15 protein-coding genes and 1 tRNA gene are annotated in these 20401 nt (G+C 70.0%); 13 read left to right on the top strand and 3 right to left on the bottom strand.

The window, feature by feature from the left end; all coding sequences use genetic code 11:
- Nucleotides 1-79 precede the first annotated feature (79 nt).
- Nucleotides 80-1348: an aminotransferase class I/II-fold pyridoxal phosphate-dependent enzyme gene (locus CCR79_RS11460; RefSeq protein WP_201172791.1), complete on the top strand. Its 1269-nt coding sequence runs from the start codon at nucleotides 80-82 to the stop codon at nucleotides 1346-1348.
- Nucleotides 1349-1457: 109 nt separating this feature from the next.
- On the opposite strand, the gene ettA is transcribed toward CCR79_RS11460, so the two are convergent.
- Nucleotides 1458-3128, bottom strand: coding sequence for an energy-dependent translational throttle protein EttA (gene ettA / locus CCR79_RS11455; protein WP_201172781.1), 1671 nt, complete (start codon nucleotides 3126-3128; stop codon nucleotides 1458-1460).
- Nucleotides 3129-3488: 360 nt separating this feature from the next.
- Between ettA and CCR79_RS11450 the strand changes: the two genes are divergently transcribed.
- Nucleotides 3489-5021, top strand: coding sequence for a PP2C family protein-serine/threonine phosphatase (locus tag CCR79_RS11450; RefSeq protein ID WP_201172779.1), 1533 nt, complete (start codon nucleotides 3489-3491; stop codon nucleotides 5019-5021).
- A 38-nt stretch (nucleotides 5022-5059) separates the two neighbouring features.
- On the opposite strand, the gene CCR79_RS11445 is transcribed toward CCR79_RS11450, so the two are convergent.
- Nucleotides 5060-7096, bottom strand: coding sequence for a hybrid sensor histidine kinase/response regulator (locus CCR79_RS11445; protein WP_201172777.1), 2037 nt, complete (start codon nucleotides 7094-7096; stop codon nucleotides 5060-5062).
- 214 nt (nucleotides 7097-7310) lie between these two features.
- Here CCR79_RS11445 and CCR79_RS11440 point away from each other — a divergent pair.
- Nucleotides 7311-7385: transfer RNA gene (locus CCR79_RS11440), tRNA-Gly, on the top strand.
- Nucleotides 7386-7495: 110 nt separating this feature from the next.
- Here the strand turns inward: CCR79_RS11440 and CCR79_RS11435 are convergent.
- Nucleotides 7496-8035: a zinc ribbon-containing protein gene (locus tag CCR79_RS11435; protein WP_201172774.1), complete on the bottom strand. Its 540-nt coding sequence runs from the start codon at nucleotides 8033-8035 to the stop codon at nucleotides 7496-7498.
- 194 nt (nucleotides 8036-8229) lie between these two features.
- On the opposite strand from CCR79_RS11435, the gene leuS reads away from it, so the two are divergent.
- The 10 genes from leuS to CCR79_RS11385 form a co-directional block, all read left to right on the top strand.
- On the top strand, nucleotides 8230-10683 hold the full coding sequence (gene leuS / locus CCR79_RS11430) for a leucine--tRNA ligase (protein WP_201172772.1): 2454 nt from the start codon (nucleotides 8230-8232) through the stop codon (nucleotides 10681-10683).
- 26 nt (nucleotides 10684-10709) lie between these two features.
- Entirely contained in the window at nucleotides 10710-11231 is a 522-nt protein-coding gene (lptE, locus tag CCR79_RS11425; RefSeq protein WP_201172762.1) for an LPS assembly lipoprotein LptE, read from the top strand.
- Complete coding sequence (holA, locus tag CCR79_RS11420; protein WP_201172759.1) at nucleotides 11231-12235, top strand: DNA polymerase III subunit delta; 1005 nt, start codon at nucleotides 11231-11233, stop codon at nucleotides 12233-12235. Before lptE ends, holA begins: the two co-directional genes overlap by 1 nt.
- 49 nt (nucleotides 12236-12284) lie before the next feature.
- On the top strand, nucleotides 12285-13559 hold the full coding sequence (locus CCR79_RS11415) for a glutamate-5-semialdehyde dehydrogenase (RefSeq protein ID WP_201172757.1): 1275 nt from the start codon (nucleotides 12285-12287) through the stop codon (nucleotides 13557-13559).
- A gap of 19 nt (nucleotides 13560-13578) precedes the next feature.
- Entirely contained in the window at nucleotides 13579-14235 is a 657-nt protein-coding gene (nadD, locus tag CCR79_RS11410) for a nicotinate-nucleotide adenylyltransferase (RefSeq protein WP_201172755.1), read from the top strand.
- A gap of 9 nt (nucleotides 14236-14244) precedes the next feature.
- Nucleotides 14245-14598: a ribosome silencing factor gene (rsfS, locus tag CCR79_RS11405; RefSeq protein WP_201172753.1), complete on the top strand. Its 354-nt coding sequence runs from the start codon at nucleotides 14245-14247 to the stop codon at nucleotides 14596-14598.
- On the top strand, nucleotides 14574-15038 hold the full coding sequence (gene rlmH / locus CCR79_RS11400; RefSeq protein WP_201172744.1) for a 23S rRNA (pseudouridine(1915)-N(3))-methyltransferase RlmH: 465 nt from the start codon (nucleotides 14574-14576) through the stop codon (nucleotides 15036-15038). Before rsfS ends, rlmH begins: the two co-directional genes overlap by 25 nt.
- Before the next feature lie 25 nt (nucleotides 15039-15063).
- Nucleotides 15064-15645: a Maf family protein gene (locus CCR79_RS11395; protein ID WP_201172741.1), complete on the top strand. Its 582-nt coding sequence runs from the start codon at nucleotides 15064-15066 to the stop codon at nucleotides 15643-15645.
- Nucleotides 15646-15652: 7 nt separating this feature from the next.
- Entirely contained in the window at nucleotides 15653-17101 is a 1449-nt protein-coding gene (gene rng / locus CCR79_RS11390; protein ID WP_201172738.1) for a ribonuclease G, read from the top strand.
- Nucleotides 17102-17110: 9 nt separating this feature from the next.
- Nucleotides 17111-20401 (top strand): YhdP family protein (locus tag CCR79_RS11385; protein ID WP_201172735.1); only part of this gene is annotated, 3291 nt, incomplete at its 3' end.

Genomic DNA, 20401 nt, shown 5'->3' with positions numbered 1-20401 from the left:
TTTAATGAGCGCACGCGCGCCCGCGAGCCGGTAACGGCGGGGGCGCCCGATCCGGAACGTGGCAAAGGAGTCATCCGCGGTGAAACTTGAGACCCAGGCCGTCCATGCCGGCTACACCCCCGATCCGACCACCCGGGCGGTGGCGGTGCCCATCTACCAGACCACCTCCTACGCCTTCGATGACACGCAGCACGGGGCGGATCTCTTCGACCTGAAGGTGGAAGGGAACATCTACACGCGGATCATGAATCCGACCAACGCCGTGCTCGAGCAGCGGGTGGCGGCTATGGAAGGGGGCATCGGCGGCCTGGCGGTGGCCTCCGGCATGGCGGCGATCACCTACGCCATCCAGGCGATTACCCGCGCCGGCGATAACATCGTCTCCACCTCGCGGCTCTACGGCGGTACGTACAACCTCTTCGCCCACTCGTTGCCCATCCACGGCATCGAGGTGCGCTTCGCCGCCCAGGACGATTACGAGCGGATGGAGGCGCAGATCGACGAGCGGACGAAGGCGCTGTTCTGCGAGAGCGTCGGCAACCCCTCCGGTGAAGTGGTCGATGTCGAGCGGCTGGCCGCGATCGCCCACCGCCACGGCATCCCGCTGATGGTCGACAATACCGTGCCGACGCCCTACCTGTGGCGGCCCGTCGATAACGGGGCGGATATCGTCATCCACTCCCTGACCAAGTACATGGGCGGTCACGGCACTACGGTGGGCGGGGTGATCGTCGACTCCGGCCGCTTTCCCTGGGCTAAGCACGGCGACCGGTTCCCGATGATGGTCGAGCCGGACCCCTCCTACCACGGCGTCGTCTACACCGAGGACATGGGCGAGGCGGCTTACATCACCCGCTGCCGGGTGGTGCCGCTGCGCAATATGGGTGCGGCGCTGTCGCCGTTCAACGCCTTCCAGCTGCTGCAGGGGATCGAGACCCTGCCGGTGCGCATGGACCGGCACTGCGAAAATGCCCAGCGCGTGGCCGAGTACCTGCAGTCCCATCCGCGGGTGAGCTGGGTGAAGTTCGCCGGCCTGGAGGACAGCCCGTACAAGCCGCTGGCCGATCGCTACATGGGCGGACGGGCGGCCAGCATCCTGAGCTTCGGGGTGAAGGGCGGCTTCGAGGCGGGCGCACAGTTCATCGATGCGCTGCAGCTGATCACGCGGCTGGTGAACATCGGCGATGCCAAGTCCCTGGCCTGCCATCCGGCCAGTACCACCCATCGCCAGCTCAATGAGGAGGAGCTGGAGAGCGCCGGGGTGTCGCGGGATCTGGTCCGGCTGTCCATCGGCCTGGAGCACGTCGACGACATCCTCGCCGACATCGATCAGGCCTTGAAACAGTAGTCAGCGTTCAGCGGGTCGGGCTCAGAAGGAGGGTTTCAGGGGCAGGCTCCTGGTTGTAGCGGGGCTGGCGGCAGCGAGGCCCGCCGCCACCAGCCTGTCGCCAGATCCCTCAGCCCGTACCCAGACGCTTGTACTTGATGCGGTGGGGCTGGGCGGCCTCCTCGCCGAGGCGCTTCTTGCGGTCCGCCTCGTAGTCCTGGTAATTGCCCTCGATGAAGACCGTCCGGCTCTCACCCTCGAAGGCCAGGATGTGGGTGGCGATCCGGTCCAGGAACCAGCGGTCGTGGGAGATCACCAGGGCGCAGCCGGGGAAGGTGAGCAGCGCATCCTCGAGGGCCCGCAGGGTCTCCACGTCCAGATCGTTGGTCGGCTCGTCGAGGAGTAGGGTGTTGCCGCCGCTCTGAAGCAGCTTGGCCAGGTGCACCCGGTTGCGCTCGCCGCCGGAGAGGTCGCCGACGCGCTTTTGCTGCTCGGAGCCGCGGAAGTTGAACTTGCCCACGTAGGCCCGGGATGGGGTCTCGTAGTTGCCCACCCGGATGTAGTCGTGGCCGCCGGAGATCTCCTGCCAGACGGTGTTCTCCGGGTTGAGCGCGTCCCGGCTCTGGTCCACGTAGGCGAGCTCCACCGTATCGCCGACCTCGATGGAGCCGGCGTCGGGCTGCTCTTCGCCGGTGATCATGCGGAACAGCGTGGTCTTGCCGGCGCCGTTGGGGCCGACCAGGCCGACGATGGCCCCCGGCGGGATGATGCAGCTCAGGTCCTCGTAAAGCAGCTCGCCGCGGAAGGCCTTCTGCACCCCGTCGGCGATGATCACCTTGTCGCCCAGGCGCGGCCCCGGCGGGATGTAGAGCTGCTGGGTCTCGTTGCGCTTCTGGAACTCCTGGGACTGCAGCTCCTCGAACTGCTTGATGCGCGCCTTGTTCTTGGCCTGGCGGCCCTTGGGGTTCTGCTGGACCCACTCGCGCTCCTGCTGGATCGCCTTGCGCTGGGCCTGCTCCTCGCGGGCTTCCTGCTGTAGCCGCTTCTCCTTGTACTCGAGCCACGCGGAGTAGTTGCCCTGAAAGGGGATGCCCTCGCCGCGGTCGAGCTCGAGGATCCAGCCGGCCACGTTGTCCAGGAAGTAGCGGTCGTGGGTCACCGCCACCACGGTGCCGGGGAACTCGTGGAGGAAGCGCTCCAGCCACGCCACGCTCTCGGCGTCCAAGTGGTTGGTGGGCTCATCGAGCAGAAGCATGTCCGGCGCCGAGAGCAGCAGCTTGCACAGGGCCACCCGGCGGCGCTCGCCACCGGAGAGATTGGCCACGGAGGCGTCCCACGGCGGCAGGCGCAGGGCGTCGGCCGCCTGCTCCAGCTTGCGGTCCAGGTCCCAGGCGCCGGCGGCCTCGATCTGGTCCTGCAGCTTGGATTGCTCGGCGATCAGGGCGTCGAAGTCGGCTTCCGGATCGGCGAACTGCGCGGAGACCTCGTTGAAGCGATCCACCAGGGCCTTGGTCTCGGCTACGCCTTCCTCGACGTTGCCGCGCACGTCCTTGTCGTCATTGAGCCTCGGTTCCTGGGGCAGGTAGCCGATCTTGATGCCAGGCTGCGGCCGCGCCTCGCCGTCGAACTCCTGGTCCTCGCCGGCCATGATGCGCAGCAGGCTCGACTTGCCCGCCCCGTTGAGCCCGAGAACGCCGATCTTGGCGCCCGGGAAGAAGGATAGCGAGATGTCCTTGAGGATCTGTCGTTTGGGGGGTACCACCTTGGATACCCGGTTCATGGTAAAGACGTACTGGGCCATAGCTCCGCCGCGTTAACGAACAGGGGTGGATGATCCGTAGGGTTACGGTCGCGATACCCCTGATTCTACCGCGTGATGGGCGGGTGGGCATCCGTTGACCATCCGGTGCACGCGCAGCACGCCTCCTTAGAGGGCGCCGTCGGATAGCGGTCTACCGTGTGCGTGGGTGATCGCGTAGAGTACCGCTGCCGGTGGGCCGCGGCCTGGGGGGGATGGTCAGGCGATTTGCTGCTTAACCGATTCTGGAGGGTGACACGACGGCATGATCAGCGGGTGGCGGCGAGCGGCGGGCGAATGACCAGCGGTTGGTGGGCATCATGGGGCGGCGCACGGCTGAGCTTGAGGGCCCTGCTGGCGGTGATGGTCGTATCGGTTGCCCTGGGCACCTTTCTAGCGACCGCCTCGGTGACGCTGTTCATCCACGAAAGCCTCATCCGCGATCACGCCGAGCGCACGGCCGAGGCAACGGCCGAACACACCTTCAGCTCCATGTTCCAGGTCATGAGCCGTGGTTGGGGCCGGGAGGATCTTGAGGCCTACATCGACGCGCTGGAGGCGACCTACGACGACAGTCCGCTTGGGGTGGCGCTCTACCGTGGTGATCCAGTCGAGGCGCTGTACGGGCCCGTCGAGGGTTCCCGGGAGCCGGACCCGGTCATCGAGCAGGCCCTGGCCACCGGGGAGTCCCAGCATCGCCGGGACGGTACCCGGCAGCGGCACGTCATGCCTGTCGTGGCGCAAAGCGAGTGCCTCGACTGCCATGTCAATGCCGACTCCGGCGATGTCCTTGGCGTCGTGGCGGTCAAACAGGACCTCAGTCCCCAGCTGAGCGAGGCTCGTGCCGGCTTCGGCTGGCTGTTCCTGATTTTCGTGCCCCTGACTCTGCTCGCCGGAGCGGCCGCCGCCCACTGGCTCAACGTGCACCTGACCCGCTCGCTGGAGCGCTTCAGCGCACAGGTCGAGCGGGTCAATGCCATCGGCGATCTTGAGGACTTTCAGCCGCGGACCATCAGTCTGGGGTTCTCCGAGCTCAACCGCGTCATGCACCAGGTCGATGCCCTGATCCGTCGGCTGCAGACGGTTGCGGCGGACAAGGCGGTTCTCGACGCCCACCAGGCCCAGCTGGATGAGGAGCAGGAGACGGCGCAGCGCATCGTGGCGCGCGCTACGGCCTCCGCGGCCCGGGAGGCGCCGGGGGTGCGGTACGCCTATCAGCCGGCCGCAATGCTTGGCGGTGATGTCTTCCTTGCCGAGCGCCGGCCGGACGGCACCCTGGTGCTCCTGCTCGGCGACTTTACCGGACACGGAATTGGCTCCGCGGTGGGGGTGCCGGCCCTGGCAGCCCTTTTCTACGACATGGTTCGGCGTGGGCTGGACAGCGAGGCGCTGCTCGAGACTGTCAACGACCGGCTTTACCGCAACCTGCCGCCCGAGATGTTCCTCGCTGCCGCGCTCTTCGAGATCGACTGCCGCGAGCGTCGTCTGGGGGTCTGGAGCGGAGGCATGCCCCGGGCCTGGCTCCTCGGTCCGGGAGGGGGTGAGACGAGGCTCGATGCCGAGGGCCTGCCGCTGGCGGCCGTCCCTGGCGGGGCGGTCGAGCACCGGCGGTTGGCGTACCATCCGCTGTTTGCCGGTGCCCGGCTGATCGCCTGCTCCGACGGCCTGACCGAGATGGCGTCGCCCGCCGGCGTGCGCTACGGGGAGGAGCGAGTGGAAGCCCTCCTGGCGCACACCCGTCCGGGAGAGGCCTTCGATGCGCTGCTCGCGGATGTGGCCGCATGGCGCGGCGACAGCGAGGCCGGCGACGATCTGACCCTGCTGGGGGTGTCTTTCGACGAACTCTTTGCGGAGGCCGCCGAAGGCTGTCCAAGGGCATCCGCTCCGTCCGCCTAGTCGCCGGGAGCGGTGCTCCGGTGCGGGCGTGCAGCCGGTCAGGGAGGGTCCCGGGGCGCCAGGCGCACCAGCAGTGCCTCGAGATCGGACCGGCGGGCCGGCTTGGTGAGGAATTCGTCGCAACCGGCCTCGAAGCCCTGCTGCTCCACCTCGCTGCGCGCGTGGGCCGTGAAAAGGGCGATCGGGACCGGGGGCGCGTCCCGGCCCTCGGCCTCCTCGTCGCGGATTGCCCGCGTCAGCCGCAGGCCGTCGAGACCGGGCATCTGCAGGTCGAGCAGGAGGAGGTCGAAGGGGTGTTGGCGCCAGGTGCGCAGCGCGCTCGCGCCGTCCTCGACCACGGTGACCCGGGCCTCCATCCGTTCCAGAAGGGTCTGCGCCAGCATGGCGTTGGTCGGTTCGTCCTCGGCGACCAGGATGCGTAGACCGGGCGGGGGGCGCTCCGTCGTCTCTGTCGGCGGGCGCTGCGCCCGGGAGGCGCGCCGGTCGTCCAGCGCCTCCAGCGGGGTGGTCAGGGTGAAGGTCGATCCCCGGCCTTCGACGCTGTGCAGGTGGAGGTCGCCGCCGATCATCTGCGCGACTTCCCGGGTAATGGCCAGCCCGAGCCCGTGCCCCGGTTGCTCGCCTTCGTAGTCGCCCCGATCGAAGGCCGCGAAAACTTGGTCTCGCGTCGCCGCGGGAATGCCGGGGCCGGTGTCCTCGATGGCAAAGGCCAGCTGTTCGCCCTCGGGGCGGGCCGTCACGGTGACCCCGCCGGCCGTGGTGTACTTGACGGCGTTATCGATGAGGTTGGAGAGCGCCTGTTCCAGTCGCGTCCGGTCGCCCCGCACCCAGCGCGGGAGCCCGGCATCGACTCGGCAGATCAGATCGATGCCCTTCGCTCGCGCGGTCGGCCGATAGAGGGCGCATTGCCCCTCGATCAGCGAGGGGAGGTCCAGCGGTTCGGTATGCGCCTGCAGGCGGCCACTCTGCAGCTGGCTGAGCTCCAGCAGCGAGTCGATCAGCCCGTGCAGTCGTTCGCCGCCGCGCTGGCAGTATTCGGCGTAGCGCCTGCGCTCCTCCGCCGTGAGGTCCGTCTCGGCGAGCAGCTGGGAGAACCCCATCAGCGCGTTCAGCGGGGTGCGCAGATCGTGGCTGATGGCGTTCAGGAAGTCGCTCTTGGCGCGCAGGGCCTGCTCCAGCTGCTGCTCCACCCACTTCTGATCGCTGATGTCGAAGGTCACGCTCAGGGTGGCGATGAGGTTGTTGTTGCTATCGGTGATCGGGTGGACCGAGAAGACCGCCGGGAAGGTGGTGCCGTCGCTGCGCAGCAGCTCCATCTCGCGGCGCACCGGGGTGGAGTCGTGGCGGAGGTGCTCGATGATGGCCTCCGGGTGGAAGCGGTCCTCGGGGAGGTGGACCAGCGAGACCGGCCGGCCGACCAACTCGTGGCGGGCATACCCGAAGAGCGCCTCGGTGCCGGTGCTCGTCTCCTCGATGATCCCCTCCAGGTCCGTCTTGATCAGGCTGACCGAGGTGGCCGCCTGGAAGATGGCTTCGAGCTCGCGCTGCCGGTGCTCCAGCTGCCGGCGCAGCCGCTGCTCGTTCTCGCGGTGACGCAGCTCGAGCTGCGCGATGAGCAGATCGGCCAGATCCTCCAGCGGGATCAGCTCCTCCTTGCTGATCGTGCGCGGTTCGCGGTCCTGGATGCAGAGGACCCCGACGGGTTGCCCGGCGGGCGTGACCAGTGGGGCACCCGCGTAGAAGCGGATGCCGGGAGGGCCGGTGACGAGCGGATTGTCGTGGAAACGCGGATCGGTGCGCGCGTCCTCGACCACCAGCAGCCCCCCTTCCGCGATGACGTGACCGCAGAACGAGATGGAGCGGGGGGTTTCGCAGTCTTCCAGGCCGCGGGCCGACTTGAACCACTGCCGGTCGCGGTCGACGAAGGAGACCGCGGCGATGGGTACGTCGTAGATTCGGCAGAGGGTGCGGACACAGCGATCGAAGGCCGCCTCGGCCTCGGTGTCGAGGATGCGGTAGCTGTACAGTGCCGCCAGCCGGATGTGTTCGTCATCGGGAATCGGGGCGGACTTCATGGCGCCTCCCTGGGGCGGCCGGTTCGGCTTGGACGGGTTGCACGGGCCGATACGGCTTCCAGGCCCCGGGTCCAGTTCTGCTCAGCATTACCCGCTTCGGGGCGGGGTTTCAAGTGGCCGTGGCACGCGAGCCCCGGCTCTCGCCATTGCCTGCAGAAACAAGGGGGTTGACGCCGGCGGCGATGCCTGTAGAATGCGCACCCGTAACGACACAGCGGGTGTAGCTCAGTGGTAGAGCACAACCTTGCCAAGGTTGGGGTCGTGGGTTCGAATCCCATCACCCGCTCCATCTCCCCTCCCTTTTCCGTTGTTTCCTGCTTCATGGCGCAGTGAATCGCGCCGAGTCCGAGTGGCCCGTCCCTCGCCACGGGCCACCTCCGCGTCTTGTCCGTCAACACATTACCGCTCTGCGTCGCGGTGTGCCGTGCGTACAAACTCGGTGTGCTCGCAGCCCGGGCACGGCGGGATGTGGCCGGGGCGCTGCAGCGTGATGGTGCGCCCGCAGGCGATGCACGCCAGTTCGCCGGGGCCGGCGATCTCGTCGGTGTGGTAGAGGCTGGGCTCGCCGGTGGTTACGAATCCGCGCAGTTCCATGCTGGTGCGGTCGGCCACCGAGGAAAAGGCGTCCCACAGCCAGCTCTCCAGCATCTGTAGGTCCATGCGCAGCCAGTCGCGCAGCGGGTGGTCGTGGCTGCGGTCGGCCAGCCAGGCGCCCGCCTCCTCCAGGTCGCGCTGCAGGGCGTCGCCCACCCGGTCGGCGTCGGCGCGGGGCAGTTCGCCGTCGGCGACCATGGCTCGCTTGACCTCCTCCAGGGCTTGGGCCAGGCGCGGGCCGCCATCCTCGCAGCTGGCGAAGCGCTCGCGCAGGCGGGTGAGCATGCGCTCGTAGCTGGTGGGCAGGTGGCCCGCCTGGTGTTCCGGGTCGGACTTTTTGCTCATGCGGCCTCCGTGTCGGGTCGATGCCATCGCACCTCGGGTACTGGGTACCAAGGTACTAGCAACGCCGGCCGATGTGCAGATTGCTTGCCGGATGCGAGCCTGCCCGGCGGATCCGGGGGCCGCGCAACTAGAACCCCGGGACGTGGCTCCGTTATCCTGCACGGCTCACCTGCCCGGGAAAGCGACAGACACCGATGGACAACCAGTACCGACCGAAAGAGATCGAAGCCGAGGCCCAGGCCTACTGGGAGCAGCAGCAGACCTTCAGGGCGCGCGAGGACACCGGACGCCCCAAGTACTACTGCCTGTCGATGTTCCCGTACCCCAGCGGACGGCTGCACATGGGCCACGTACGCAACTACACCATCGGCGACGTGGTCAGCCGGTATAAGCGCATGCAGGGCTACAACGTCCTCCAGCCCATGGGCTGGGACGCCTTCGGACTGCCCGCCGAGAACGCCGCCATGGAGCGCGGGGTGCCACCGGCAGCGTGGACCCGCGAGAACATCGCCGCCATGCGCGAGCAGCTCAAGGGGCTCGGCTTTGGGTACGACTGGTCCCGCGAGCTGGCCACTTGCGATCCCGACTACTACCGCTGGGAGCAGTGGCTGTTCACGCGGCTCTACCGCAAGGGGCTGGTCTACCGCGATACCGCGGCGGTGAACTGGGACCCGGTGGATCAGACCGTGCTCGCCAACGAGCAGGTGATCGAGGGGCGGGGCTGGCGCTCCGGGGCCCTGGTCGAGCGGCGCGAGATCCCGCAGTGGTTCCTGCGTATCACCGACTACGCCGACGAGCTGCTCGAGGCGCTCGATGAGCTCGAAGGGTGGCCCGAGCAGGTGCGCAATATGCAGCGCAACTGGATTGGCCGTTCCGAGGGCGTCGAGCTGAGCTTCGATCTGGCCGGTCGCGACGAGCAGCTGACCGTCTTTACCACGCGCCCGGACACCCTCTACGGGGTCACCTATATGGGCCTGGCGCCGGAGCATCCGATCAGCCTGGAGCTGTCCGAGGGCAACCCGGCCATCGCCGAGCTGGTTGACGAAGCCCGCTCGGGCGGCACGGCGGAGGCCGATCTGGCCACCCGCGAGAAGCGCGGCGCCGACACCGGGCTCGAGGCCGTGCATCCGCTCACCGGTGAGCGGATCCCGGTCTGGGTTGCCAACTTCGTGCTCATGGAGTACGGGTCCGGCGCGGTCATGGCGGTGCCCGCCCACGATCAGCGTGACTGGGAGTTCGCCAGCGCCTATGGGCTGCCCATCCGGCCCGTCGTGCACCCGGCCGACGGCAGCGAGCTGGACATCTCCGCCGGTGCCTTCAGCGACTACGGCGTGTTGGCCGACTCCGGCCCGTTCAGCGGCATGCCCTCTGATCGCGCCTTCGTGGCCATCGCCGAGCGCCTCGAGGGCGAGGGGCGGGGCCAGCGTCGGGTGCAGTACCGCCTGCGCGACTGGGGTGTGTCGCGGCAGCGCTACTGGGGCGCCCCGATCCCCATGATCCACTGTGCCGACTGTGGCCCGGTCCCCGTTCCCGACGATCAGCTGCCGGTGACGCTGCCCGAGGACGTGGCGATCAGCGGTAGCGGCTCGCCGATCAAGTCCATGCCGTCGTTCTACGAGACCACCTGCCCCGAGTGTGGCGGTGCGGCGCAGCGTGAGACGGACACCTTCGACACCTTCATGGAGTCGTCCTGGTACTTCGCCCGCTTCGCCTGCGCCGATCAGGACAGCGCCATGCTCGACGAGCGGGCGGACCACTGGGCCCCGGTGGATCAGTACATCGGTGGGATCGAGCACGCCGTTCTGCATCTGCTTTACGCGCGTTTCTACCACAAGGTGCTGCGCGACGAGGGGCTGGTCAGCTCCGATGAGCCGTTCACCCGGCTGCTCACCCAGGGCATGGTGCTCAAGGACGGGACCAAGATGTCCAAGTCCAAGGGCAATACCGTCGACCCCCAAGAGCTCGTCGAACGTTTCGGCGCCGATACCGTGCGCCTGTTCACCATGTTCGCGGCGCCGCCGGATCAGTCCCTGGAGTGGTCGGATTCCGGGGTCGAGGGCGCTTACCGCTTCCTGCGCCGCCTCCATGGCCTGGTGCGCGATCACGTCGCACGCGGTTCGGCGCCGGCGCTGGATCCGCAGGCGCTCAGCGACCCCCAGCGCGATTTGCGGCGCAAGGTTCACGAGACCATCGCCAAGGCCTCCGATGACATCGGCAAGCGCTTCACCTTCAATACCGCCATCGCGGCGGTGATGGAGCTGTGCAACGCCTTGGGCAAGGCCGGGGACGACAGCGACGCTGGCCGTGCGGTGATGCAGGAGGGGCTGGAGGCAGCCGTGCTGATCCTGGCGCCGATCACCCCGCACCTTTGCCACCACCTGTGGTTCGAGCTCGGCCATACGGCCCCGGTGGTCGAGGCCGCCTGGCCCGAGGCGGACGAGCAGGCGCTGGTCCGTGACGAGGTGGAGCTGGTGGTCCAGGTTAACGGCAAGCTTCGCGGCCACGTCACCCTGCCCGCCGACGCCGATGAGCAGCAGGCCCGGGAGGCGGCGCTGGCCGAGCACAACGTGCAGCGCTTCGTGGCCGACAAGGAGATCAGGAAGGTGGTCTTCGTCCCCGGCAAGCTCATCAACGTGGTGGCCAAGTAGCGGCCTTCCGCCGCCAGGGGGTGCGGATGCGATTATCGTGGCGGAACCGGTCCCAGGGGGTGGTCGGGCTGCTGGGCGTGGCAGTACTGGCCCTGGCGCTGAGCGCCTGCGGCTGGCAGCTGCGTGGCGCCCCGGGCGGGATCTCGCTGGACGACCGGGTCATTCAGGTGGTGGACGAGGCGGGTAGCAGCGAGCTGCGCCGCGAGGTGCGCCGCGCCATCGAGGGGGGCGGCGGGCAGTACACCGAGAGCGCCGCCGGTGCCGAGTGGGTGCTGACCCTGCACGGTCGGGGCAGCAGCCGCGACACCGCCTCGGTCGGGGCCGGCGGTGATGTGCTCGACTACCGGCTGACCTACACCATCGACTACAGCGTGGTCGATGCCGAGGGCGAGACGCGCATCCAGCGCACCTCGTTGGATGCCCAGCGCACCTTTGCCGATCCGGACGGCGGGGCCGACGAGCGCCGGGCCCGCGAGGCGGAGTTGGAGGAGGAGCTGCGAGCCGACGCCGTGCGCTTGCTGATGCTGCGGCTCCAGGCCCTGCGCTGATGGCCGAGCGGCCGGAGACCCTGCATCGCCAGCTCGAGCGCGGGGTGCTGCCCCGGGTCTGCTTCATCGCCGGGGAGGAGCCGCTGCTCCAGCGCGAAGCCGCCGACGCCGTGCGCCGTGCGGCCCGCGAGGCCGGGCACGCCGAGCGCGAGGTGCTCGATGTCGATGCCGGGTTCGACTGGGGGCGGCTGACCGAGGCTGCGGGCAGCCTGTCGCTGTTCGGCGATCGCCGCCTCCTGGAGGTGCGCATGCCCGGCGGCAAGCCCGGGCGCGACGGGGCCGAGGCCCTCAAGTCCTACTGCCGCGACGCCCCGGAGGACACCGTCTTGCTGGTGACCAGTGGCCGCCTGGAGCGTTCGGCCCGGGAGGCGGCGTGGGCGCGGGCGCTGGCCGGGGCCGGCATCTTTGTCTACTGCTGGCCGGTGCCGGGCCGCGACATGCCGCGCTGGGTGGCCGAGCGGCTGCGCCGCGCCGGGCTGCAGGCGGACCCCGAGGCGGCGGCGCTCATCGCCGAGCGCTCCGAGGGCAACCTGCTGGCTGCGGACCAGGCGGTGGAGAAGCTGCGCCTGCTCGTCGGCAGCGGGGGCGGTGTGGATGTCGAGACGGCCGCCGGGGCCCTGGCCGACAGCGCCCGCTATACCGTGGACGATCTGGCCGACGCTGCCCTGGACGGGGAGTGGACGCGGGCGCTGCGCGTTCTGGCCGCGCTGGAGGAGGAGGGCGTGCAGCCTCCGCTGATCCTCTGGGCCCTGGCCCGGGATATCCGTGTGGCGGCACGGCTGGCGGCCGGCGCCGACGAGGGCGTGCTGCAGCGCGAGCGGATCTGGAAGCGGCGGGCCGCGCGGTTGCGCAATGCCGCCCGCCGGCGCCCGGTGGCCACCTGGCGGCAGTTGCTGCAGCGCTGCCACCGGGTGGATCGGGCGATCAAGGGGCTCCCGCCGGGGGAGCCGTGGGAGCAGCTGCGGGCCCTGGTCTCTCGCCTGGCGCGTGCCATGGCAAAATAGTGCCGGAAGGTACACCCTGTTCCTGATCGAGGCCATTTGAGCAAACCCGATGAGTGCAGAGCAGTCGAGCGACATCACCGAGACCATCCGGCGGGTCGGGCAGCAGGCCCGGGCGGCCGGGCGTGCCCTGGCACGTTCCGGCACCGGGGCGCGTAACAGCGCCCTGGCAGCCATTGCCGCCCGCATCGAGGCGGGTGCCGAGGCCATCGCCGCGGCCAACGCCGCGGACCTGGACGCTGCCCGCGAGGCCGGGCTCGATCCGGCCCTGATCGACCGCATGGAGCTGACCCCGGGGCGCATCCAGGGTATGGCCGACGGGTTGCGCGAGATCGCCGGGCTGCCGGACCCGGTTGGCGCGGTGCGCGAACTCTCCGCGCGGCCCTCGGGGATCCAGGTCGGCCGCATGCGCATGCCCATCGGGGTGATCGGCATCATCTACGAGTCTCGTCCCAACGTCACCGCCGATGCCGCCGGGCTGTGCATCAAGTCGGGCAACGCCACCATCCTGCGCGGCGGCTCCGAGGCGATCCGTTCCAATCGGGCCATCGCCGAGCAGATCCGCGCCGGGCTGGAAGATGCCGGGCTGCCCGGCGACGGCGTCCAGGTGGTCGCGACCACGGATCGGGATGCCGTCGGCGCCCTGATCCAGATGCCCGAGTCGGTGGACGTGATCGTCCCGCGCGGCGGCAAGGGCCTGGTCGAGCGCATCGCGCGCGAGGCGCGGGTGCCGGTGATCAAGCACCTCGATGGGGTCTGTCACGTCTACATCGACGGGGCGGCCGATACCGACAAGGCAGTGGCCATCGCCGTCAATGCCAAGACGCAGCGCCTGGGCACCTGCAACACGATGGAGACGCTGCTGGTGGACGAGGCCGCCGCCGGGCGCGTCCTCCCGGAGATCGGCCGCCAGTTGCGCGAGGCCGGGATCGAGGTGCGCGGCTGCCAGCGCACCCGGGACCGGCTCGCCGAGGCTGTACCTGCCACGGAAGCGGACTGGGCTACCGAATACCTGGGGCCGACCCTCTCGGTGCGAGTGGTGGACGGTTTCGAAGAGGCCGTGGCGCACATCGAGCGCTATAGCTCCGGGCATACCGAGGCCATCGTCACCGAGAGTTATCCGCTGGCCCAGCGCTTCCTCCGCGAGGTGGATTCCAGCTCGGTGATGGTCAATGCCTCGACCCGTTTCGCCGACGGTCAGGAGTACGGCCTCGGTGCCGAGATCGGGATCAGCACCGACAAGCTCCACGCCCGCGGCCCGGTGGGGCTGGAAGGGCTGACCACCGAGAAGTGGATCGTCCTTGGTGACGGCCACGTCCGCAGCTGACAGCGAGGTGAGTCGCCGCGTGAGACAACCGCTGCGCACCATTGGCCTGCTTGGTGGCACGTTCGACCCGATCCACTACGGTCACCTGCGCCCGGCTGAGGAGGTCCGCGAGGCGGTACAACTCTCCGAGCTGCGCCTGATCCCGGCGCGCATCCCGCCCCACCGCGCTCGCCCGCGGGTCGGGCCGGAGCAGCGGGCGGAGCTGGTGCGCCGGGCCGTGGCGGGCAATCCCAGCGCCTGTGTCGATGAGCGCGAGCTCCATCGCGACGGCCCCTCCTACACCGTCGACACGCTGGCCGAGCTCCGAGCCGAGCTGGGCGGGGTCTCGCTTTGTCTGATCCTTGGCTACGACACGTTCCTGGGCCTGCCGGGCTGGTCGCGCTGGCGGCTGCTGTTCGAGCGTGCCCACGTCGTGGTCACTGAGCGGCCCGGCGTGCGCGGCGCGCTGCCCGAAGCACTTGCCGAGGAAGTGGCCGACCGCGTCACCGAAGAGCCGGCGGGCCTGCGTCATAGCCCGGCCGGGCGCATCCTGTTCCAGGCGGTGACACCGGTGGATATCTCCGCCACGGGGATCCGCCGTTCCCTGGCCGTGGGTCGGTCCGTGCGCTATCTGCTGCCCGAGGCGGTGCGGCAGCGGGTGGTCGAGGCGGGCTGGTACGGCTATCCGCAGTTGTAAGAGGTCGTCATGGTGGTGGAAGAGCTGGAGCAACGGATCCGCGAGTCCCTCGACGGGATCAAGGCCCTGGACACGGTGGCCATTGATGTCCGCGGGCGCACGCCGGTGACCGACCTGATCGTGGTCACCACTGGCACCTCCCGTCGCCACGTGCACGCGGTGGCGCGCAGCCTGGTCGACGACGCCAAGGCCAGCGGGCTGACGCCGCTGGGCGTGGAGGGCGACGAGCCGAACTCGGAGTGGGTGCTGATCGACCTGGGTGATGCCGTGGTCCACGTCATGACCCGGGAGAGCCGCGATTTCTACCGGCTTGAGCGCATGTGGGAGATGGACGAGGCGTGCGCCTCCACCTCGTCGCAGTAGGCCAGAAGCCGCCGCGCTGGGTGCGGGACGGTTTCGAGGACTACGCCCGGCGCCTGGGCAGGGGGTGGCGTCTGGAACTGCACGAGGTCAGTGCCGGCGGGCGCGGCAACGACGACCCCCACGCCCGCGAGCGCGAGGGCGAGCGGCTACTCCGGGCGCTGCCGTCGCGGGCGGTCTGCGTGGCCCTGGACGAGGCCGGCAAGCCCCGCGACACCCGGCAGTGGGCGCGCAGCCTGGAGCGCTGGAGCCACGAGGGTGGCGAGGCAGCCTTCGTCATCGGCGGCGCCGACGGGCTGAGTGAGGCGGTCCGCGAGCGCGCCGATGCCTGTTGGTCGCTGTCGCCGCTGACCCTTCCGCACATGCTGGTGCGGGTGCTGGTCGCCGAGCAGGTCTACCGCGCCTGGACGCTGCTCAGCGGGCATCCGTATCATCGAACCTGAGCGCACCGCCACAAGGTCTAGGGAAATGGAGCCTTACATCATCCTCGCATCCGGGTCGCCCCGCCGGCGCGAATTGCTCGAGCGCATTGGTATCGGGTATCACACGCTGCCGGTCGCCGTCGACGAAACCCCGGAGCCCGGTGAGGGCGCCGAGATGTTCGTCCTGCGCATGGCCCTGGAGAAGGCCCGGCGCGGCTACGCCGCTGCTGAGCAAAAGGCGCCGGCGCTCGGCGCGGATACCGCGGTGGTCCTCGACGGTGAGATCCTTGGCAAGCCCGCCAGCGAGGCCGACGCCCACGGTATGCTCGAGCGCCTGTCGGGGCAGACCCACCGGGTGGTGACCGGGGTGGCGCTGGTCGACGATCGCGAGGCCACCCGGCTGTCGGTCAGCCAGGTGACCCTGCGCGAGATCACCGCCGAGGAGCGGGCCCGCTACTGGGCCAGCGGCGAGCCGGTGGACAAGGCTGGGGCCTACGCCATCCAGGGCCGGGGCGGGGTCTTCGTCGAACACCTGGAGGGTAGTTACACCGGGGTCATGGGGCTGCCGCTCTACGAGACCACGCTGCTGCTCGACAAGCTCGAGATCCCCTGGCGCGAGCGCTGGTAGGGGGCGCGTGAGCCAGGAGATCCTCATCAACCTCACCCCCCGCGAGACGCGGGTGGCCCTGGTCGAGAACGGCGTCCTTCAGGAGGTCCACCTGGAGCGGGCCCGCCGCCGCGGGCTGGTGGGCAACATCTACCTGGGCCAGGTGCGCCGCGTGCTGCCCGGTATGCAGGCAGCCTTCGTGGATGCCGGGCTGGAGCGCACCGCCTTCCTGCACGTCTCGGATCTGCAGCGCGAATCCGGCGGACCCCCGCCCCCCATCGACCGGCTGCTGCGCGAGCAACAGGCGCTGCTGGTGCAGGTCATCAAGGACCCGATCGGCAACAAGGGGGCCCGGCTCACCACGCAGATCACCGTGCCCTCGCGCTACCTGGTCCTGACCCCGCACTCCGCGGGCGTGGGCATTTCGGCGCGGATCGAGGAGGAGGCCGAGCGCGAGCGGCTGCGTGCGGTGGCTCAGGGGTTCGACGCCGAGCGCGGGGAGGCCGGGCTGATCTTCCGCACCGCGGCGGAGGGGGCCGCGGACGAGGCGTTGAGTGCCGACCACGACTTCCTCGTGCGGCTCTGGGAGAGCATCCGCCGGCGCGCCGGCGAGGCGCAGCCCGGGACCCTGGTCCACGAGGATCTGCCCCTGCTGCTGCGTGCCCTGCGGGATCTGGCCACCCGGGACTTGGAGCGGGTTCGGGTGGACTCCCGCGAGGGTTACCTTCGCCTGCGTGACTTCTGCAAGGACCTGCTGCCCCATGTTGCCGAGCGGGTGGAGCTTTACGCCGGCGAGCGGCCGATCTTCGATCTCTACGGGGTTGAAGAGGAGATCGAGCGCGCTCTGTCGCGCCGTGTGGATCTCAAGTCCGGCGGGCATCTGATCATCGATCAGACCGAGGCGATGACCACCATCGATGTGAACACCGGTGGTTTCGTCGGCAATCGCAACGTCGATGAGACCATCTTCAAGACCAACCTGGAGGCCGCCCAGGCCATCGCCCGGCAGCTGCGCCTGCGCAACCTCGGCGGCATCATCATCGTCGATTTCATCGACATGACCGACGCCGAGCACCGCCGCCAGGTTCTGCGTGCCCTGGAAAAGGCCCTCGAGCGGGATCACGCCAAGACGCAGATCGGTGCCGTCTCCTCGCTGGGGCTGGTGGAGATGACCCGCAAGCGGACGCGGGAGAGCCTCGAGCAGGTGACCTGCGAGCCGTGTCCGACCTGCGGTGGCCGGGGTACGGTGAAGAGCGCCGAAACGGTGGTCTACGAGATCTTCCGCGAGATCCTGCGCGAGGTGCGCCAGTTCGAGTCGCAGCGGGTGATCGTGCTGGCCGCGCCGTCGGTCGTTGAGGTGCTACTCGACGAGGAATCCACCAGCCTGGCGCAGCTTGAGGAGTTCATCGAGCGACCCATCGAGCTGCAGGTCGAGTCCCTCTACGTGGCCGACCAGTACGACGTCATTCCCGTATAATCCGTCGTTATGGTTGCCCTGATGCGCCGCTTCGGCCCGCGCGTGCTGCGCGGCCTGCGCCTGGTGCTGCTGGCGGCGCTGTTCGGCGCTGCAGCACTGCGTCTGGCCGTCTGGCTGGCCCCCAACTTGAACGCGCCGGTGGAACGGTTGGCTGCCGAGGCCCTCGGGGCGCCGGTGGCCGTGGACAGTGCTGATCTGGTCTGGCGCGGCCTGTGGCCGGGGATCGAGCTGACCGGTGTGCGGGTCGGGGACGAGGCGCCGATCACCCTGGAGCGGACCACGCTGACCCCTGCGCCGCTGGAGAGCCTGCGTGCCGGCGCGCTCCGGTGGGCCGCCGTGTCGGCGGCGGGGTTGCGCGTCACCGTGGAGGCGGACCGGCATGGCTGGTCCGTGCCGGGGCTGGGGGGCGGGGTGCAGCAAGGGGCGGCGGCGCTGGACCTGCGGGCGGTCCCGCGGCGTGTGGCGTTGCGCGATGCCGCCGTGGAGCTGATCCCCCGCCGGGGTACGGCCGGGGAGCGTGTCCGTTTCGAGCTGGCCGGACGCCGCGACGCCGAGGCGCTGGAGTTCGGCCTGCGCAGCGCTGGGGACGAGGCTGGGCCGGGCCGGGGGCTGCAGCTGGCCGCCCGGTTGCCCTTGCAGGCGCCCGCCGCGGCGACCGTTTATGCGGCGTTTGACGGGGTCGCCGTGGCTCCCTGGGCAGCCGTCCTGACCGATACGCGTGCCTCCGGGATCCTCGACGGTCGGCTCTGGCTGGAGCTGGCCGACGGCCGGGCCGATGCTCTCCACGGCAATCTGCGCGGTCGTGACCTGGGCATGGAGCCGCGGCGGCCGGCGCCGGGAGTCGACAACCTGGCCGCCGAGGCGCGCTTTGCCGGGCGGGACTGGACCGCTGAACTGGCCGCGGCCGAGACGGCGCTCGAGCTGCCCTGGTTGTTCCGGGAGGATGTCGCCGTGGGCCGGGCCCGGGCAGTGCTCGGCGGTAGCTGGCAGCCCGACGGGCGCTGGTCCGTCGAGCTGCCGCGGGTGTTTGTCGAGAACGCCGATACCCGCGCCAGCGGGCGCGGGTCGCTCACCGGCGGCGATGGTGACACCCCGCGGTTGTTCCTGCGCGCCAGCGCCGATGAAATCCCCATCGAGCGGGTGCCCGCCTACGTGCCGGCCGGGGTCACGCCACCGGAGGTGGTCGAGTGGCTGGAGGACGGCCTGCTCGGCGGCACCGCCCACGGTGCCGAGCTGCTCTTCTTCGGCCGTCCCGACCGCTTCCCCTTCGACGCCGGTGACGGTGTCTTCGACGTCCGTGCCGGGGTGCGCGGTGGCCAGTTGCGTTACGACCGCGGTTGGCCGCGGCTGACCGGCATCCACGCCGACCTGCGCTTCCATAACGCCAGCATGGCCATCACCGGTCGCGGGTACACCAACGGGGTGGAACTGCGCGACGTGGCGGTGGGTATCCACGATCTGCGCGAGCCCATCCTCACCGTGCGCGGTCGAGGCGAGGGCGATGCCGGTGGTGGTCTGGGCTTCCTCGCCGGCTCTCCGCTGGGGCGCGAGTGGCTCGGCGATCCGGTGCCGCTGTACGCCAGCGGCCCGATGGCCCTCGACCTGGATCTGGCCGTGCCCCTGGAGATGGTTCACCCCGAGACGGTCCTGCTCGACGGCCGGGTGCAGCTCCACGGGGTCGATGCGGGCATCGATCGCTGGGTGCATGCCCAGGCACTGACCGGTGCCCTGAGCTTCGATGCCGCCGGCATACGCAGCGCCGGGGAGCTGACCGGCCGCTGGGGCGGCGAACCGCTGTCGATTGGGGTGCGTACCGCCACCGTGGAAGGGCGGTCGCGCATCCTCCTCGACGCCGCCGGTCATGGCACGCCAGCGAGCCTGCTCGAGGGGCTGGCCGAGGATCCGGCCTGGCTGAGCGGTGCCGCCCCGTGGTCGGTCCGTGCCCGCCTGCCAGCCTTCCAGCCGCACCTCCAGAGGCCGGAGATGAGCCTGCGGGTGCGCTCGAGCCTCGCAGGCACGCAGATGGCCCTGCCGGCACCGTTCGGGGTCGAGCGCGACGAGCGCCGCCACGTGCAGGCGGACTTGGGCTTCTCGGCCGGGGGGCTCGAGTCGTACTGGCTGAGCTACGGTGAGGAGCTGATGCGCGCCGGGGCGGCGGCGGGCGAAGACGGCCTGCCGCGGTCGCTGGCCCTGCGCTTCGGCCCCGGTGCGTTGAGGTTGCCGACCCGCGGGAGTGTCGTCGAGGGCCGGATCGACGAGCTGGACCTCGATGCCTGGCGGCGCTGGCTGATCGGGCAGGCCGGCGACGGTCTGTCCGGTCTGGGTGCGCAGGGCGCGGCCTGGCGGCCGCCGCTGCCGCTGCGTGGCCACTTGCGCGTCGGCGATCTGACCGTCGGCGCACGGGGGTACGGCGACCAGACGCTGGCGGCGGAGTGGTACGCCGATCAGCCCGGGCAGCTAGCCCTGCGCGGCGATCTGATCAGCGGTCAGGTCACCTGGGACGAGGCGTTGAGGCGGGTCCGGGCCGACCTGGATCACCTGGATCTGCCGGTGCCGCAGGCTGCCCCGGATGCCGGGCCGGACCTGGTTGACCCCCGTCCCCGCATGGCCGGGCCCGGCGCGGCGGCTTGGCCCGAGGTGGATATCGACGTGGCCAGTGTGCGTCTCGCCGGCCGCGTGGCCGGTGCCGGTCGAGTCCGGCTGCGCCCCCGCGGCGAGGTGCTGTACATGGATGAAGCCAGTATCCGCGGGCCCACGCTGCACCTGGTGACCAGCGGGGAGTGGCGGCCCACCGGAACGGCACTGCGGGGCCGGCTGCGCAGCGGCGATGTGGGGGATCTGCTCGGATTGCTGCAGGCACCGCGGGCGGTGACAGTGGCGGACGTCGACATCTCCGCCGAGCTCGGCTGGCCCCAGGCTCCGTGGGGGGTGGAGCTGGCCGATCTGGTGGGCGCGGTGCGGGTGCGCATGAACGACGGGCGCATCACCGACGTGGATCCGGGCGCCGGGCGCGTGGTGGGGCTGCTGGGGCTGCGTATGCTGCCGAGGCGGATCCTGCTCGACTTCGCCGACCTCTCCGGGCAGGGTTTTGCCTTCGATCGCATCAGCGGCCGGGTGACCGCTGCCGGTGGCTACGCCCACGTCGATGATCTGCGCATCGCCGGACCGGCGGCGCGCGTTACCATATCGGGGAACATGAATCTGGCGCAGCGTGTCTACGATAATCATGTCGTTGTCGAGCCGCGCCTCGGGGCGACGTTGCCGCTACTCGGGGCGCTGCTCGACAACGACATGATTATC

The organism is Halorhodospira halophila (assembly GCF_016653405.1).
GTDB classification, from domain to species: Bacteria; Pseudomonadota; Gammaproteobacteria; order Nitrococcales; family Halorhodospiraceae; genus Halorhodospira; species Halorhodospira halophila_A.
Note: the sequence above shows the minus strand (reverse complement) of the source record. Positions and strands in the feature narration are given on the sequence as shown.

What these genes read in the sequence shown, in the direction of transcription:
- lptE (WP_201172762.1), top strand. Translation starts at nt 10,710, where the DNA reads ATGCGATTATCGTGGCGGAACCGGTCCCAGGGGGTGGTCGGGCTGCTG.
- leuS (WP_201172772.1), top strand. Translation starts at nt 8,230, where the DNA reads ATGGACAACCAGTACCGACCGAAAGAGATCGAAGCCGAGGCCCAGGCC.
- ettA (WP_201172781.1), bottom strand. Translation starts at nt 3,128, where the DNA reads ATGGCCCAGTACGTCTTTACCATGAACCGGGTATCCAAGGTGGTACCC.
- CCR79_RS11450 (WP_201172779.1), top strand. Translation starts at nt 3,489, where the DNA reads ATGGTCGTATCGGTTGCCCTGGGCACCTTTCTAGCGACCGCCTCGGTG.
- rsfS (WP_201172753.1), top strand. Translation starts at nt 14,245, where the DNA reads ATGGTGGTGGAAGAGCTGGAGCAACGGATCCGCGAGTCCCTCGACGGG.
- CCR79_RS11395 (WP_201172741.1), top strand. Translation starts at nt 15,064, where the DNA reads ATGGAGCCTTACATCATCCTCGCATCCGGGTCGCCCCGCCGGCGCGAA.
- CCR79_RS11415 (WP_201172757.1), top strand. Translation starts at nt 12,285, where the DNA reads ATGAGTGCAGAGCAGTCGAGCGACATCACCGAGACCATCCGGCGGGTC.
- holA (WP_201172759.1), top strand. Translation starts at nt 11,231, where the DNA reads ATGGCCGAGCGGCCGGAGACCCTGCATCGCCAGCTCGAGCGCGGGGTG.
- CCR79_RS11435 (WP_201172774.1), bottom strand. Translation starts at nt 8,035, where the DNA reads ATGAGCAAAAAGTCCGACCCGGAACACCAGGCGGGCCACCTGCCCACC.
- CCR79_RS11445 (WP_201172777.1), bottom strand. Translation starts at nt 7,096, where the DNA reads ATGAAGTCCGCCCCGATTCCCGATGACGAACACATCCGGCTGGCGGCA.